Here is a 15,445-nt window from a genome sequence, read left to right as displayed (position 1 = left end):
CCGCACAATGGCGAAGCGCTGCCAGCTGACGGGAGTAAAGCCTCAGTACGGGCATAGGGTCTCTCACGCCAACAATCGTTCTAATCGGCGCTTCCTGCCAAACCTTCAATGGAAGCGAGTGTGGATTCCGGAGTACGGCCGGTGGGTTCGACTGCGGCTGACAGCAAAGGCCCTGAAGACATTGGACAGAAAAGGCTTCGCAGCGATGGTAGCAGACCTCAAGGAGCGCGGCGAACACGAGCTGCTGCACGAACTTGAGCGTCGGGTAGCGAAAGCTCGTACCTCTGCCTCTACCCTTTGACCACTGCAATCGGGCGGAGGCGTGCTACCATACGAGCAATTCCAGCTTCGTGGACGACACGCACTACTGCGTCGACGTCCTTGTACGCAACCGGGGCTTCCTCGACCAATCCTCGCACGGAGCCAGCCTGCACCACAATCCCGCGCTTCCGCAGCTCATGGCGTAACTCCTCCGCGTTGACCTGCCGCTTCGCAGCGTGACGGGACATCTGCCGTCCTGCTCCGTGGCAGGTGGAGCCAAACGTATGCTCCATGCTGCCCGGCGCACCGACGAGCACATACGATGCTGTCCCCATGCTACCCGGGATAAGCACAGGCTGCCCAACGGAACGGTATGCAGCCGGTGTCTCCGGATGCCCTGGCGGAAAGGCCCGCGTCGCTCCTTTGCGGTGAACTAGAACGCGCTTGCGGTCGGTCCCTACGATATGCTCCTCAATCTTGGCGATGTTGTGAGCAACGTCGTAGAGTACCCGCAGTCTCCCCGCTGTCCCGAAAAGTTCCCGCCACACTTGACGTACCTCCCATGTGATGAGCTGCCGGTTCGTCCAGGCAAAGTTGGCCGCGGCACACATGGCGCTGAAGTACCGCTGCCCCTCCGGTGAGCGGAAGGGAGCACACGCTAATTCTCGATCTGGTAGATGCAGGCCATACCGCGAAAGCGCCGACAGCATAACCCGGATGTAGTCAGTGGCGACTTGGTGGCCAAGACCACGCGAGCCCGTGTGGATGAGGATCACCACTTGGTGGCGCCACAGTCCCAACACTCGAGCAATACCCTCATCGTAGAGCGTGTCAACATAGTCAACCTCCACGAAGTGATTTCCTGCTCCCATCGTCCCTAGCTGATCTCGCCCCCGCTCTTTCGCATCCTTGGACACCGCATCAGCGTCAGCCTCGCTGAGGGAGCCGCGGGACTCTATGGCCTCCAAGTCTTCCTCTTCGGCATACCCTTGGGCAAGCGCCCACCGCACTCCCTGCTCGAGGACTCGATCCAGCTCCCGCAATGAAAGCTTGAAGCGTCCCCCCCGACCAACTCCAGAGGGGATTGCCTTGTAGAGCTCCTTCGCTAGCTGTTCCAGCCGAGGCTCAACCTCTGAACGTGACAGCTCCGATACCAGTAGGCGTACTCCGCAGTTGATATCGTACCCTATTCCCCCCGGTGAAATCACTCCCCCATCCAGCTCCATCGCAGCGATCCCACCAATAGGGAAGCCATAGCCCTCATGGGCATCCGGCATAACAATCGCTGCTGACTGGATTCCGGGGAGCGTTGCGACGTTGATGAGCTGTTCCAGCGACCGATCTTGCAGAATCTGCCCCAATAGCTCCTCTGAGGCATAGACATGCGCTGGAACTCGCATGTCTGACCGCACAGTGGGAGGAACCTCCCAGACAACCTCCCCAATCCGCCGCAACTGCTCTTTCCGGACCATCCTCACACGTCCAAGACAAGATGCGCCGTATACTGACCTGTATGGAGACGACGGACCTCTGCCTCGTGGTAGGTCACAGCCTTCACATCTTGCTGAAACCCATCTACAGGCGCCCCATAGATTACCGCATCGAGATCGGTCTCCGTGACGCTCCGAAACCGGGCCCGACAGAACAACGCCTTACGAATCTGGCTGTAGAGCAGGACACGGCTTAGGAACTCAACGAGCAGAGCCGTACTATCGGCCTCATGTATGACCAGCGTGCGCCGTAGAGGAAGGCGGCCAATCTGTTGACACCTTTGGGGTAAGAGCACTTCAGCTAACCCTTGGAGCGCGATTGCGAAGAGCTCCGGGAGGCTTTCAGCCCAAAGGGCCAGCCGTACATCTGCAGTGTGTGGTCGCAACTCAAAACCCGCAGCCATCTATTGGTGGCGGAAGATCAACTCCACCCGCCGATTACGGGCACGTCCTGTTGCGGTATCGTTAGAGTCTATCGGCTGAGTGCGCCCAAACCCGATGGCGGTAATTCGCCTAGGCTCAACACCCTGAGCGATGAGGAAGTTGCGAACCGCTTCTGCTCTCATACGTGACAGCCGAAGATTCTGCTCATCCGTCCCAACAGAGTCTGTATGACCACGAACCTCTACGACAACCGTCGGATTCTGTCGAAGCCACTCAGCAACGTGCTCCAACAACGCCTCCGCTTCGGGTAGTAAGGTATACTTGTTGAATTCAAAGAAGAGCCCTGGCAGCACCAGCGGTTTCCCAACTACCGGTTGCTGTACCAACTGGGTCACGACTACTGTATCACGCACGACACGCTCAACCACTACAGTATCGTAGCGGATGACGACGATCGTATCTAGCCGTCCTGGAGACTCCGGTGCCAGTCCCAGCGACGCTAGCGCCGGATGCACGTACCCCTCTGGACAGCCGTAGTTCCTAAGGCTGCCGACGATGCGCGGACAGAGATCATCCCCATCGCGGCTCCCATCACCATCAGAATCGGCCAACAGAGGGTTTGTCCCAAGCCTGATCTCCTCCCAGTCGTTGAGCCCATCACCGTCCGAGTCAGCCCTTAGAGGATTCGTAGCATAGTAAAGGACTTCCTCCCCGTCGCTAAGCCCATCACTGTCGGTGTCACGGCGTGTCGGATCGCTGAAGTACCGAAACACTTCCTGTCCATCCGTCAAGCCATCACCGTCCGTATCTGCCAGCAATGGATTGGTGTAGTGACGGCGCAGCTCTTCAAAGTCACTGAGTCCGTCAGCATCTGTGTCTGGATGGTACGGATTGGTTTTGGCTTCCTCTTCCTCCTCGTTCGTCAACCCATCTCGATCATGGTCGCGCTCATCGAAGAGGTAGTACGAGAGCTTCAGAGCCAATTCTACGTAGCCGTCTGCATGAGAAGGGAGGGTATCTCCACGATCCGAAAGGACTCGGAGAGCAAACCCATCCAGCCAATCTGTCGTCAGCATGTGAGCGGTCAGCTGGAGCCCGATAGATACCCGGCGGCTTAGGTAGTAGTCAGCTCCAATACCTCCAACAGGGTGGAGATTGAACTCGTCGCTCTCTGTAAAATTTGGATAGTGTGCCCTCCGGCCGTTCGGCATGACGGAGTCTTGCACAATGTCCTGCGGCTGGAACGAGAGTAAGCCAACTCCACCGAAGAGATACGGATTGAACTCCGAACGCGGGAAAAGATTAACAAAAAACAGTGCTTCCCATGTGGCTATCTTAGTCCAGCGATAGGCAGGACCAGGGTAAGCATGGAGTGGGAACTGCTGGTAGTAGAACGGCCCGAATCGCCACTTGTACCGGCGCTCATATCCGAGGTATCCAAAACTGCCACGTACCCCTAGCGCTAGCTCTGCACTGAAAGGCAGAAAGTAGCGGAATTGGATCCCTGTAATCCCGTGGATATGGGGACTAGTAAACTCACCTGCGTACTTCGTGATCCCGCCAAGTATGCTGGCCTCCAGGCGACCTTCGGGATAGAGCCGGAAGGGACGATAGTAAGCTGGTTCCTGAGCTACTGTCGCTAAAGCACTGAACGCCATTCCTAGCCATAGCCACACCATTATGTCCTCCCTCGCCGGAAATGCGATCCACTCGCGAAACGTATCAACTCCTGTGCCACCCACCACCCTCCCTGCGTCACCCTTCTAGAGAGTTTGAGGTCTCCATGACCCATCTACAGCTGCACTGTCGCCTCATTTATTGCCTCTAACGCCTGCCGGACGACGCTCAAGAACTGCCCAGCAAGCATGCCGTCTATGATACGATGGTCGAAGCTCAAAGAGAGATAGACCATGTGTCGCACAAGGATGACGTCGCTTCCATCGATTTCCTTGACAACGGGTCGCTTCTGGATTACCCCAATCCCCAAAATCGCCACTTGTGGTTGATTGATGATTGGCGTCCCCAGGAGCGTCCCAAAGGTTCCAAAGTTCGTGATAGAGAAGGTTCCACCTTGAACTTCGTCCGGCAACAGCTTCTTCGCCCGCGCACGCTGTGCTAGGTCATGGATAGCTCGGGCTAGCCCAGTAATGCTGAGGGCATCGGCATTCTTGATAACCGGTACGATCAGATTCCCATTCGGCAAAGCTGTCGCGATTCCGATGTTGATGCGCTTGTGGACTATGATGTTCTTGCCGTCCACGCTCGCATTCAGCAGAGGGAACGCTTTCAAGCCTTCAATTGCCGCTCGCACGAAGAAGGGGAGATAAGTCAGGCGGAACCCCTCACGGCGCTCAAACTCTTCCTTGTATTTCTCCCGCACACGGACGATCCCTGTTACATCCGCTTCATCCACACTGGTAACGTGAGGTGAAGTGTGCTTAGAGCGCACCATGTGCTCGGCTATGAGCTGCCGCACATGGTCCATTGGGATGACCTCTACGTCATCTCCGGTGAAGGCTGTCACTGGAACGGTTGGAGGTTCACTCACCCGTTCCTTTGGGACCGTAGGAGGTGGCCCTACAACCTTCACTTCTGGTCTGACTTCTACAGGGGTAGGCCGCGCCGAGGTCTGACGACGGCGCTGCTCCAAGTAGTTCAGTAGATCGCGCTTCGTAACACGGCCCTCTAACCCTGTTCCTGGGATCTGCTGCAATTCTTCCAACGTTACCCCCTCTGCCTCGGCAATAGCCCGCACCAAAGGCGAATAGAACCGCGATCCGACCACTCGTGGGATTTTGCCCGGTGGCTGTCGCCGAACTTCCCCATCACCATCCGTAGGTGGCTCCGCTACCTTTGCGGATGGCGTAGAGACCGTCGATGATGAGGTAGAAGTCGCCGGCTCAGGCAGGGACGGAGCCGCAGCTTCCGCCGCAATTTCCTCTACTGTCTCTTCAGAAGCTGGCACGGACAGAGGAAGCGAAGCAGCCGTCTCACCGACAGCAATCTTTGCAATCACTCTTCCGACGGGAACGGTCTCTCCTTCAGGATACAGGACTTCCACTAACACCCCTGACGCTGGTGCCGGAATCTCCGTGTCTACTTTGTCCGTGGAAATCTCCAGCAATGTCTCGTCTTGCTCCACTCGCTCCCCCACCCTCTTGACCCACCGGATGATCTTCCCCTCCTGAACCGATTCCCCCATCTTCGGCATCACGACCTCTACCAGCTGCTGGGTCCCAGCAGCCGAAGAGGTAGCTGTTAGACCTACTTGAGCAGGAGAGGCGCCAGAAGTCACTGCACTCGTCGAGCGTGCAGGTGGTTCAGCTACATCCGCAATCGCCGCTGTCTTCACTGCGTGGGTCTGGACATCCCCGGACGGAGCTTTCCTATGCGGAACGGTCGTCTGCTCAGACACCTCGGTCTCTATCCTCGCAATCACTCTTCCGACGGGGACGGTCTCGCCTTCAGGATACAGGACCTCCACCAACACCCCCGACGCTGGTGCCGGAATCTCCGTGTCTACCTTGTCCGTGGAAATCTCCAGCAGTGTCTCGTCTTGCTCCACTCGCTCCCCCACCCTCTTGACCCACCGGATGATCTTCCCCTCCTGAACCGATTCCCCCATCTTCGGCATAATTACGTCTACCCGCATTGCCAGAACGCGCGCTTTCTACACACCCCCAAGCCGCAACTTACAAAATTCACTCTCTCCGCATAGGCAAGACGCAAGGTAGACGCAAGGTTCCCGCCACTTCGTCAACAAGTTTCGTGCGTCCCATCTGAGCTACCGCGACTATGCTCTCCTTTGCTGCTATAGCGACAGCCACTGTCTTACTCTATGCTCCTCCAGCTCTCGGCCAATTTGGCAAAAACAAGGTACAATACCAGCGCTTCACTTGGCAGTACCTCCGCTCACCTCACCTTGACGTCTATTTCACCCCTGGAGGCGAGTACTTAGCTCGCTTTGCAGCAATCGTAGGTGAGCGAGCACTGCAATCAATACAACGCACCGTAGGGCATCGAATTACACGGCGCATAGCCCTCATCGTCTACAACTCCCACGCAGAGTTTCAGCAGACCAACGTCGTTGGGGAGTTCCTCCCCGAAGGTGTTGGCGGAGTTACGGAGCTCTTCAAGAACCGTGTTGTCGTACCATTCGAGGGCAACTACGAGCAGTTCCGGCACGTTATCCACCACGAGCTAGTCCATGCTGTTCTCAACGACATGTTCTACGGTGGTAGCCTCCAGAATGCTCTACTGCGAGGCACCAGCATTGAGCTTCCCTTGTGGATGAACGAGGGACTGTGTGAGTTCGAGAGCCTCGGCGGATACGACACCCGTACAGACATGTTCATGCGCGATTTGGCTCTTAGCGAGGAGCTCCGAGGACTGGAGTCACTGGAGGGGTACCTAGCATATCGCGGGGGACAAGCCTTCTACTGGTACGTCGCTACCAAGTACGGCCGAGAGAAGATCGCAGAGTTGCTTCAACGCCTGAAGGTTCAGCGCAACCTTAACGCCGCTTTTCGAAGCGCCTTCAAAATGGACTTTGAAGACTTCTCTCGCCAGTGGGCCTGGGAGATGAAGAAGATGTACTGGCCCGACATTGGGCGTTTCGAGGATGTGCGAGACTTCGCCCAGCGTCTCACAGACCGGAGCCGAGAAGACTACTTCTACAATACCTCTCCAGCTCTCTCTCCTGATGGTTCACGCTTGGCTTTCCTCTCTGACCGGGCTGGCGTCTTTGGACTGTACCTCATGGAGACTCAACGCCCGTCAGCTCGCCCACGACTGTTAGTTAGCAGCGGGCGCGAACGGGACTTCGAACAGCTCAACCTCCTAACCCCCGGGATTGCGTGGGACCCCCAGGGCAAGACATTGGCAGTAGCAGCTAAAGTTGGAGGAGAAAACGCTATCTACCTTCTGGACGTCGCCACCGGCTCTTACAAGCGCCTGCAGTTGGGCTTTAAAGCCATTTCCTCCGTTGCATGGTCTCCAGATGGCTCCCGCCTCCTTTTCGTTGCAACTCGCAACGAGCAACCCGATCTCTGGATCTACGAGCTCAAGAGCGGGCAGTTAGAGAATCTTACCGATGACGTCTTCACGGACTTAGCCCCATGTTGGTCCCCCGATGGCAGCCGCATTTACTTCGTGTCGGACCGTGGAGATGTGCTTCAGCTTGGCCTCAAGAACCAGCCACGCATGTGGGAACGGCCTCTGGGGATCAGTGATATCTACGAACTCAACCTGAGCACCCGCCAGCTCCGCCGCCTTACTTTTTCGCCCGATGCTTCCAAAACCTCTCTCGCGGCCACTCCCGACGGCAACGCACTCCTCTTCGTCAGTGATGCGAACGGAATTGGGAATGTCTGGAAGTTAGACCTACAGACCGGCAAGCTGCGGCCGCTGACGAATTCTGCGTATGGCATCTTGCAAATCTCCATCTCTGCAGATGGATCCCTTCTGGCCATGTCCGTCCAACTGCAGGGTGGCTACGACCTCTTTCTCCTTCGGTTCCCTCTGGAACGAAGCCTCCCTGACACTCTGCCATTGACCAGCTTCCGCCAACGCCGGCTCTCGTCTGCCCCCCATGCGCCTGACACTGCTCCTGCAGTGGCTGACACTGCTACAGCCTTCCGACCGTATGCTACATTCACCCTCGATTTCCACAGGCAGCGAATGGTTCTGCCAAACCCAGATGCCTTGACATCCACGCCTGAGGACCTGTCCCGCACTTCTGGCAACGACACCATTCTTGGCCCTTACTCCTACCGACTGAGCTTCTCCCCGGACATCGTCCTGGGAACTGCTGGCTACAACACGTTCTTTGGTCTCCAAGGCGTTACCCAGATGCTCTTCAGTGATGTCTTAGGCGACCACCAGCTCTACGCCGAAGCCAACCTGATGGTAGACCTCAAGAACAGCAACTTCCTAGCCACCTATGCCTACTTGCCTGAGCCGATAGACTACCAGTTCACGCTCTTCCACCAGGTCGGGTATGTCGTGCGCGCTAACGACTCCCTTTACCGCTTCCGGGCATATGGACTCTGGGGAGACGCTCTATATCCATTCGACCGCTTCAACCGGCTCGAGTGGGGACTCGGTCTGCTCAGAGCGACACGGGAAAACCTCGACAACATTGAGCCGCCCTTCGAGGCCCCCCTAGAACGTACCCTCGTCGTCCCTACACTCCGCTATGTTCACGACGATGTTGTCTGGGGATTTCTCTCCCCCCTCATGGGGAGTCGGTACTACGTCGCTGCCCAACTAGTGCCGAAGCTTTTGCAGGATGGGATTGGGTTCGTAACCTTTCGAGGAGACTACCGGTACTACCTCCGCTTGGGGCGGTGGAGCAGCCTTGCGCTCCGTCTAGCAGGAGGCGCTAGCTTCGGGACTAACCCGCAGAAGTTCTTCACGCTTAGCACAGATAATTGGCTCAACCCTACCTTTCCTTCTCGCCAGCTCCCATATGACCTCCCCGAAGACTTCGTCTTCGCTACGGCAGTGCTCCCCCTCCGGGGTTACGGGGTCTCCGAACGGATGGGCTCCAAATTCGTAGGCTTCAATTTAGAAGCTCGGCTGCCTTTCCTCTTCGCGCTCTGGACTTCCCCTACTCCTCTCCTAGTACAAGCTATCACAGGAGTTGTGTTCGTGGATGCCGCCGCCCTTTGGGATTCCCGCTTGCGGCTCTTGAGACGCACCACTACCGGCGATATCCAAACGCAAGATCTGCTGGTCAGTACTGGGATTGGAATGCGGGTGGTCCTATTCGGCTTTCCCTTCAGGTTCGACATTGCATGGCGCTTCACTGGCGAGGGCTTCTCAAAGCCTCATTACCTCTTATCCCTGGGCTACGACTTCTGATTACAGTCGTCGAGGCTTAATGAGCACCGACTGATACTCCTCAAAGTGCTCTAGCACTTTGCCACCGCCGCGCACCACCGCCGTTAGCGGGTCATCCGCCACGTGAACGGGAAGGTCTGTAACTGACTCTAGGCGGCGATTCAAACCTTTCAAGAGCGCTCCACCACCAGCTAACACAATCCCGCGGTCGTAGATGTCGGCAGCTAACTCTGGTGGGATCCGCTCCAAGAGTGTGAGAACTGCTTGTTCAATCTGTTTCAGAGGCCCTTCCAAGGCTTGTCGGATTTCATCAGATGTCACCCGAATCATCTGCGGAATACCCGTCACCAAGTTCCGCCCACGCACCTCAATCTCGTACTCTTCCTCAAGTGGCACTGCCGAGCCGATTTGGCATTTGATCACCTCCGCAGTTCGCTCTCCAATCAGCATGTTGTAGTGGCGACGGAAGTACTCAACGATTGCGTTTGTCATTTCATCGCCGGCAATTCGGATGGATTCCTCGGCGACGATGCCTGAAAGTGCAATAACAGCAATCTCTGTCGTCCCGCCCCCTATATCTACCACCATGTTACCAGTCGGCTCATGAACGTTGATCCCCACCCCTATAGCGGCTGCCATCGGCTCTGGCAGCAAATACACATCTTTCGCCCCGGCGTGCTCAGCGCTCTCCCGCACTGCTCGCTTCTCCACTTCCGTGATGCCCACGGGGACACAGACAATAACACGCCGCGGTGGTAACCAACCATTGTTAACTCGCCGAATGAAGGCCCGCAACATGCTCTCGGCAATCTCAAAGTCAGCGATCACTCCATCCTTCAAGGGCCGGACGACGCGAATCTCTCTGTGGGTTTTCCCAATCATCGCCTGTGCTTCATGTCCTAGCGCCACCAACTGCCGAGTCGTACGGTCGTATGCTACGACGGAAGGCTCATTCAGCACAATTCCCTGTCCCTTCGCCCAAATCAAGGTGTTTGCTGTCCCTAGGTCAATCGCAATGTCACTCGAAAAGATGCTCCACCCTGCCATAGAAGCTCCAGCTCTTGCGCCGCTTAATTCTCCACTACTCTCGAAGGCACAAAAGTACGGAAACCCCTGTGGGCCTAGAGCCGTATCTCTATCGACAGAGTCCAGAGGCAGAGTGCTGCCCCCTGGACCTGTGCTCCCCAAAGCTGGAGGGGAAGAGGGCTATTGCGCTTCACCACTACCAGAGAGCCCTGGAGCTCCAGCCACCCTACAGGACTCCACCGCATCCAACCGGATACATAAGAGCCGTGTCCCATGAGGAAGTGAAGGCGAGGGACACCTGCAGCTGCATACTCGTAGTACCGAAAGCCCAGGGCTTCGTGTGAGACCGAGTAGACGCCAGCCCGTACTCGCAGCCCCCATTGCTGCCTCCATCTCTGCATAGTTCCCTCGCAGCCGATCATTCCCAGCCACCCGTTTACCTGTTGCGGTACCCTGCCCTGCCGAAACTCGCACCGAAGGTGCCACCGCCAGCCCCGGACAATAACTCCGAAGACGTCTGCCCGAAGGCTCACTATCCCTTCCTCGTTCAGACTCCTTGAACTTTCCGCAGGAAGGACTGTCAATCGCGTCTGGTACCTAGCATGGAGCCACCAGTCAAACGACTTCTGCTTGGAGTACTTCCATCGAACCCCGATCTCACTACCCAACTGGCGGATCGGCATCCCGTACGGAGGAGCAAGCGTCCGGAAGAGATCAGCGTACGCCCAGAATCGGTGGCGTCCCTCATCCCAGGCGATTCCCACGTATAGCCCTTGCTCATTGCTAACAGCCGTTGAACGGCTGAGAATGCTGCCGAACGGCGAGCGGAAGCCGTCCGGCATACTCCGAACTGCAACCGTCAGCCGAAATTCAGGTCTGGCAACCATACACCCACCATGAATCCCCCAGAAGCCACGAGCATCGCGCACAAGCTCAACTCCTACCTCTCCCCAATCGGGAGTGAAGGAGAAAGCAGCCGTGGTTAATACCCCTGACCGTCCAGCGAAGTCCCGCCGGCTCTGCGTCGCTAATGGATGCGAATACGAGAGCGCCATTCCGCCTAGGAGCACTCTAAGGTGTCCCCAAGCCACTTCGGCCGCTGTCCCATAACAACGCTCCCGAAACGCATACCGCCGAGAACGGTCGCGTGACGTAGCGAAGATGCCATCATCCACAACGCTACGCACAACCCCAGCAGTGTCAATGCTGCCACTGCGAGGAGCCACGGAGAACCAACCCACAACCACACCAGTCCCCCACTCCCACTGAAGCGCAACTCCACGGAGGAAGCTACTCTCCTGAACCGAACCCCAAGGCCGTACTTCTGTGCTCCACCGCAGGGGAGCACCCAACTCGAACCCCGGTCTGCGGAACCCCCGACTGGAGGAGGCCATCGCACCCATACCCACCCCGAGGCGGAAATCTCCGACAAGGCAACGCGCTCCCGCCCACGGCTCTGCTTGGAGTGAAGCAGACACGAAGTCTGCAATCCCCGGCTCTCCCGCGTCTCTATCCCATACACACTCCACTCGCCAAACACCCCAACGGCCAAAAGCATTTCCCTGCAGCTTCCAGAGAGGTCCAACGAATGCCTCTTCCCCCTGCACCCTGACTAGGGGCACTGTGACAGCGGACCGGACTACTCTCCGATGTTCATCCGGCAGAGGACAGTCAAGAGTCGTAGCCTGCTGCAAGACCCAGAGCTGCTCAGGAGTTAGTGCGAGGCTATCGGCAAGCTCTGCGTATGACAGCTCTGGCCGGCGCTGAACAAGCCTCACAAGCTGTCGAACTACGCTGGCTGTCATCCCCGGCAACCGCTGCAGCTCTGCTGCTGTCGCCTGACGGAGACAGAGCGGATCCCATTGGCGGAGGGCAAAATACTCCAGAGCCGACAGAGCCACTACCTCATCCTCCTCTACCTCCAGCCATCCCCCACTCGCTGGCTCCGTAACCTGACCAGCCAGCTCCAGAGTAGCTGCTGCCATCAATATGCTCAGTCCCCAGGACCTCAGTCCCACCGATAAGCTACTGTGAGTGCATGCCTCCATCCAAGGACACTGTGGAAAGCTATTCCGAGATCGAGGGCTACGTCGCTGAGTTCCAGATGTGTGCCCAGTTGGAGCTGAAGTGGAGAGTTAGCGGTTCGGAGTACGATGGTTGTTGCTCTGGTTAGCTCTGCTGTGGTGGTGAGGCTGAGGGCGGGTGAACTAAGTGTTGCAATAACGGCATCAAGTTCAGCTCCCCATGTTCCTCCACTCCAACCGACACCTAAGCTAAATCGCTGCTCCGCGCTGGATCCCTTGAGGTGCGACCACAGCACTACATTCTCCAGGACCGAACCAAGCTTCAACTTCGGTGAAAGGTTGGTGCGCATGCCGATATCTATGCCTCCCCACCAGCGGGTTGGCATCCCTTCAACAGAGTAACGCGTCACCGTTACAGCTATTCCTACTCCAAGCACTGCTGTTAACCGCACAGCTCCCTGCAGCCGCAGGCGTACATGTGAGAACCTGGGTTGCACCACACGCCCCCACACCTCAAGGGCGCCATGCCAATGTGGAACGAGCGGAGAAGCAATTCCAGCGTATGCCCAATGAAGCTCGGGTAGTCCAAAGCGGGAGGGTTCATACCCAACCCACGCCCACCTCCTGTGGAAATCTGCAATAAGCGCGGAGTTGCTAACAACTACTGGGCTCACTACTCCAATCCCTGCAACCTGCGCCGTGCCGATGCACGGCAGAAGTGCCAACACGGCGAAAAGGGACAAGGCCTGTATTTTTGATGAGCAGAATTGGTGGTCCATCAGCTCCTCCTGCCTCCAAGATGCCACGGCCAAAAATACTTGCTCTCTCCTTCATCGGCTCCTTAGTCTGTCAGACCGCAGCAGCACAGGAGCTCACAGCACGTGTAACAGTCATCCTGGACGCCCTCCCGATAGAACACCGCCACGAGTTGGCAACACTCCAACAGGACCTGGAACACTACCTCAACACGCAGCGCTTCGGAGACACCCCGTGGGAAGGCGAGCGTATCCCCGTAGAGCTTACAATCATAGTAACAGGACGGAGTGGATCGTGGTACTCTGCGCGCCTAATCTTCCAATCTGCCCGCCCGTTGAGCGGAGGGGCCCTGACCCCTCTGCTACGAATCTACGAGCCCGACTGGAGCTTCCAGTATACCAGAGGCGCTTCCCTAACGTACCAGCCCCTCCGTTACGATCCTCTGCTAACGCTGATTGATTTCTACGCCCTGCTCGCAATTGGGCTGGACTGTGATACTTACGAAGAGCTCGGTGGCACACCCTACTTTCGGAAGGCACACCAGCTTGCTCAACTTGCGGCAGCCTCCAATGCGAAAGGCTTTTCGACTTTCGCTGAACCCGGCCAATTCAGCCGCTTTAGTCTCGCCACTGAGCTCATTAGCCCTCAATTTGAACCCTTCCGGCGATTCATCTTCGCCTACTACGTTGACGGCCTAGAGCAGCTCCAACACGACCGCTCACGGGTCCTAACAACAATTGATTCCCTGCTGACAGAGCTACTCCGCTTCAAAGAGCGCTTGGGCACGCCCAGCATCGTGCTACAGTTGTTCTTCGAGGCAAAGTATCAGGAGCTCATTGAGCTCTTCCGGAACTGGGATTCACCGACGCTACTACCCCGTTTACGGGCCTTGGACCCACGCCACGGCACCGACTACGAACGTGCGCTGGGGCGGTAGTCAGCCATCGAAGGACCACGTCAGAGCGAACAGTGCGCTACGCCCTGGCTGAGGGAAGTACGGCACCCGATACCATGGCACCCCGAGGAGATTCCGAAGAGCAAGGCGAAGGTGAGCTCCTCGAAAGGAAGCTGTAATGCAGAGCTCTCCCCCAGAATGCTGGAACGGCTGAACCTTCTCTTGATACAACATCCACCGGCTCGGAAAGGGTCGCAGAGCTGGTGGCCGTAACACCTCCCAGCGGAGCTCTGCCCGAACACAGCTTCGTCCAACACATTCCTCTACACCTGCAATCGCAACGAGCCGGAATGTGTGCCAAGCCTCTTCTGCCGAGGGTATTAGGCTCCACTCCGTCCCAAGCTTGGCACGAGGGATGTACTTGTACGAGAGCTGTCCCCAAATGAGGAGGGCATCAGCATTCTGCTGTGGCGTTAGGTAGGGGGTGGGATTTGCAATAACAGCATTTCTGAGCCACTGGCCTACCCCTCCTATCTGCACCTCCCATCGTAAGGCTCTCCAACCACCCTCCACCCAGAGCAGATGCGCCTCCTCTGGTGTCTGTACCATCTCAGCCCCCGAACGCCTCCGGAGAACTCGTACAGCATCCACTCGCCACCATCCGCGTGGACCTAGAACTCCACGGAGCTGGAATCCAGCGTTAGCAAGAGGCGGCGTATTGCCCGCAGTGATCTGGATACCTACCGTTGCCTGGATCCCCGCTATTACCCACCGCCCCAACCCGTATACCCTCCCTTCACGCAAATTCGTCGCCCACGCGAAGGGCAGCTTGGGACTACGTGCCCAGAGTACTTGGACTCCAATGACCGAATTCGGAACTGTTCCCAGCTCTGCCTGGAGTCGGGCTCCAAACTGCTGAGAATACCAAACCACATCCCCAAACAGCGTATCCTGTCCGCTGTCGTGGAGCGCCTGTCCGACATGCCGCTGCCAGAGCACTGGCACGTACCACACCTGACCGACTAAGGTAGACGCAGAGCCTACGTACCACCTCCCCGTCAGTGTCACATCATGCCGGTAGAGCCGATCGTTGAAATCCGTTAGCACTGGTCGAGCTGTAACTTCGTCCCACCATCTGGGTAGCGAATCCGCTCCAGCCATCCCTCCATTCTGCCCCCCAACCCAATGGGTAAAGAGCTCCGATAAGGAGAAGAGCAACTGAGGTGTCGGCATCCACTGGAGCCGCAGACGTACGTTCCAGCTATTGCTCCAGCCGTTCCGAAAGCGCCCTTCCGAACTGAGTCGGCGATATCCAGCCATCAGATGTAGGGCCGGGGAGAGCACAAGGGAGATCATCCCATCAGAGCCCCCTACGCCATACGCCGCGTTGAGATACCATAGCCGAGAGGCCACAGGGACGGACTGCAACGGTGGCTCTACGATGTTGACAGCAACACCAAGGGCGTTCCATCCCAAGACGGCTGCCTCCGTTCCCTTCAGCAGCTCTACAGCGCCAATGAACTCCGGAGGATATAGCTCAGGCGAAAGTGCTCCAAAGGTCGGTTCCCACCAAGGACGTCCATTGAGGCTCAATCCAACCCCCTGAGGAGCTACCCTCCCGAAGCCAAAGAGGTGCCATCCTCCCGCCTCACCAGTATGGAAGGCAGTCAACAATGGCCAAGAGGACAACAAGTCCGATAGCCCAACGAATGCACGCCACGGGATCTCCGATTGCTGAAGCACTATGGCTGTTGTATCTCTCGACA

The 15,445-nt window shown here is 57.2% G+C and carries 10 protein-coding genes and 1 pseudogene; 3 read left to right on the top strand and 8 right to left on the bottom strand.

The features are described from left to right. Nucleotides 1-7: 7 nt before the first annotated feature. A pseudogene (gene rpmB, locus NZ960_02960) lies at nucleotides 8-235 on the top strand (50S ribosomal protein L28). 55 nt (nucleotides 236-290) lie between these two features. Here rpmB and NZ960_02955 read toward each other — a convergent pair. The 4 genes from NZ960_02955 to sucB form a co-directional block, all read right to left on the bottom strand. Then, nucleotides 291-1,661, bottom strand: a complete 1,371-nt coding sequence (locus NZ960_02955; GenBank protein MCS7176575.1) for an RtcB family protein — start codon at nucleotides 1,659-1,661, stop codon at nucleotides 291-293. Between the two features lie 74 nt (nucleotides 1,662-1,735). Further along, nucleotides 1,736-2,137, bottom strand: a complete 402-nt coding sequence (locus tag NZ960_02950; protein ID MCS7176574.1) for an archease — start codon at nucleotides 2,135-2,137, stop codon at nucleotides 1,736-1,738. 18 nt (nucleotides 2,138-2,155) lie between these two features. Further along, a complete protein-coding gene (locus NZ960_02945; GenBank protein MCS7176573.1) occupies nucleotides 2,156-3,793 on the bottom strand; it encodes an OmpA family protein in 1,638 nt (545 codons plus the stop codon). Nucleotides 3,794-3,927: 134 nt separating this feature from the next. Continuing rightward, entirely contained in the window at nucleotides 3,928-5,787 is a 1,860-nt protein-coding gene (gene sucB, locus NZ960_02940) for a 2-oxoglutarate dehydrogenase, E2 component, dihydrolipoamide succinyltransferase (protein MCS7176572.1), read from the bottom strand. Nucleotides 5,788-5,930: 143 nt separating this feature from the next. Between sucB and NZ960_02935 the strand changes: the two genes are divergently transcribed. After that, on the top strand, nucleotides 5,931-8,999 hold the full coding sequence (locus NZ960_02935; protein ID MCS7176571.1) for a BamA/TamA family outer membrane protein: 3,069 nt from the start codon (nucleotides 5,931-5,933) through the stop codon (nucleotides 8,997-8,999). On the opposite strand, the gene NZ960_02930 is transcribed toward NZ960_02935, so the two are convergent. The 3 genes from NZ960_02930 to NZ960_02920 form a co-directional block, all read right to left on the bottom strand. Then, a complete protein-coding gene (locus NZ960_02930; GenBank protein ID MCS7176570.1) occupies nucleotides 9,000-10,025 on the bottom strand; it encodes a rod shape-determining protein in 1,026 nt (341 codons plus the stop codon). 74 nt (nucleotides 10,026-10,099) lie between these two features. Continuing rightward, nucleotides 10,100-11,989 (bottom strand): hypothetical protein, encoded by a 1,890-nt coding sequence (locus NZ960_02925; GenBank protein MCS7176569.1) that lies wholly within the window; start codon nucleotides 11,987-11,989, stop codon nucleotides 10,100-10,102. Between the two features lie 23 nt (nucleotides 11,990-12,012). Beyond that, nucleotides 12,013-12,753 carry a hypothetical protein gene (locus NZ960_02920; GenBank protein MCS7176568.1) on the bottom strand — a complete coding sequence of 247 codons (741 nt, stop codon included), beginning with the start codon at nucleotides 12,751-12,753 and terminating at the stop codon, nucleotides 12,013-12,015. Between the two features lie 74 nt (nucleotides 12,754-12,827). Between NZ960_02920 and NZ960_02915 the strand changes: the two genes are divergently transcribed. Beyond that, nucleotides 12,828-13,721: a DUF4835 family protein gene (locus NZ960_02915; GenBank protein MCS7176567.1), complete on the top strand. Its 894-nt coding sequence runs from the start codon at nucleotides 12,828-12,830 to the stop codon at nucleotides 13,719-13,721. Here the strand turns inward: NZ960_02915 and NZ960_02910 are convergent, their stop codons facing one another. Then, on the bottom strand, nucleotides 13,722-15,422 hold the full coding sequence (locus NZ960_02910) for a hypothetical protein (GenBank protein MCS7176566.1): 1,701 nt from the start codon (nucleotides 15,420-15,422) through the stop codon (nucleotides 13,722-13,724). Between the last annotated feature and the right edge of the window lie 23 nt (nucleotides 15,423-15,445).

This window comes from Candidatus Kapaibacterium sp., assembly GCA_025059875.1.
Lineage (GTDB): Bacteria > Bacteroidota > Ignavibacteria > Kapaibacteriales > HRBIN21 > HRBIN21.
This window is presented reverse-complemented; position numbering and strand designations above follow the sequence as displayed.

Excerpts from the sequence above, each read along its gene's own strand:
- NZ960_02945 (MCS7176573.1), bottom strand. The coding sequence starts at position 3,793 with ATGGCGTTCAGTGCTTTAGCGACAGTAGCTCAGGAACCAGCTTACTAT.
- NZ960_02935 (MCS7176571.1), top strand. The coding sequence starts at position 5,931 with ATGCTCTCCTTTGCTGCTATAGCGACAGCCACTGTCTTACTCTATGCT.
- NZ960_02925 (MCS7176569.1), bottom strand. The coding sequence starts at position 11,989 with ATGGCAGCAGCTACTCTGGAGCTGGCTGGTCAGGTTACGGAGCCAGCG.
- NZ960_02915 (MCS7176567.1), top strand. The coding sequence starts at position 12,828 with ATGCCACGGCCAAAAATACTTGCTCTCTCCTTCATCGGCTCCTTAGTC.
- NZ960_02955 (MCS7176575.1), bottom strand. The coding sequence starts at position 1,661 with ATGCGAGTTCCAGCGCATGTCTATGCCTCAGAGGAGCTATTGGGGCAG.
- sucB (MCS7176572.1), bottom strand. The coding sequence starts at position 5,787 with ATGCGGGTAGACGTAATTATGCCGAAGATGGGGGAATCGGTTCAGGAG.
- NZ960_02930 (MCS7176570.1), bottom strand. The coding sequence starts at position 10,025 with ATGGCAGGGTGGAGCATCTTTTCGAGTGACATTGCGATTGACCTAGGG.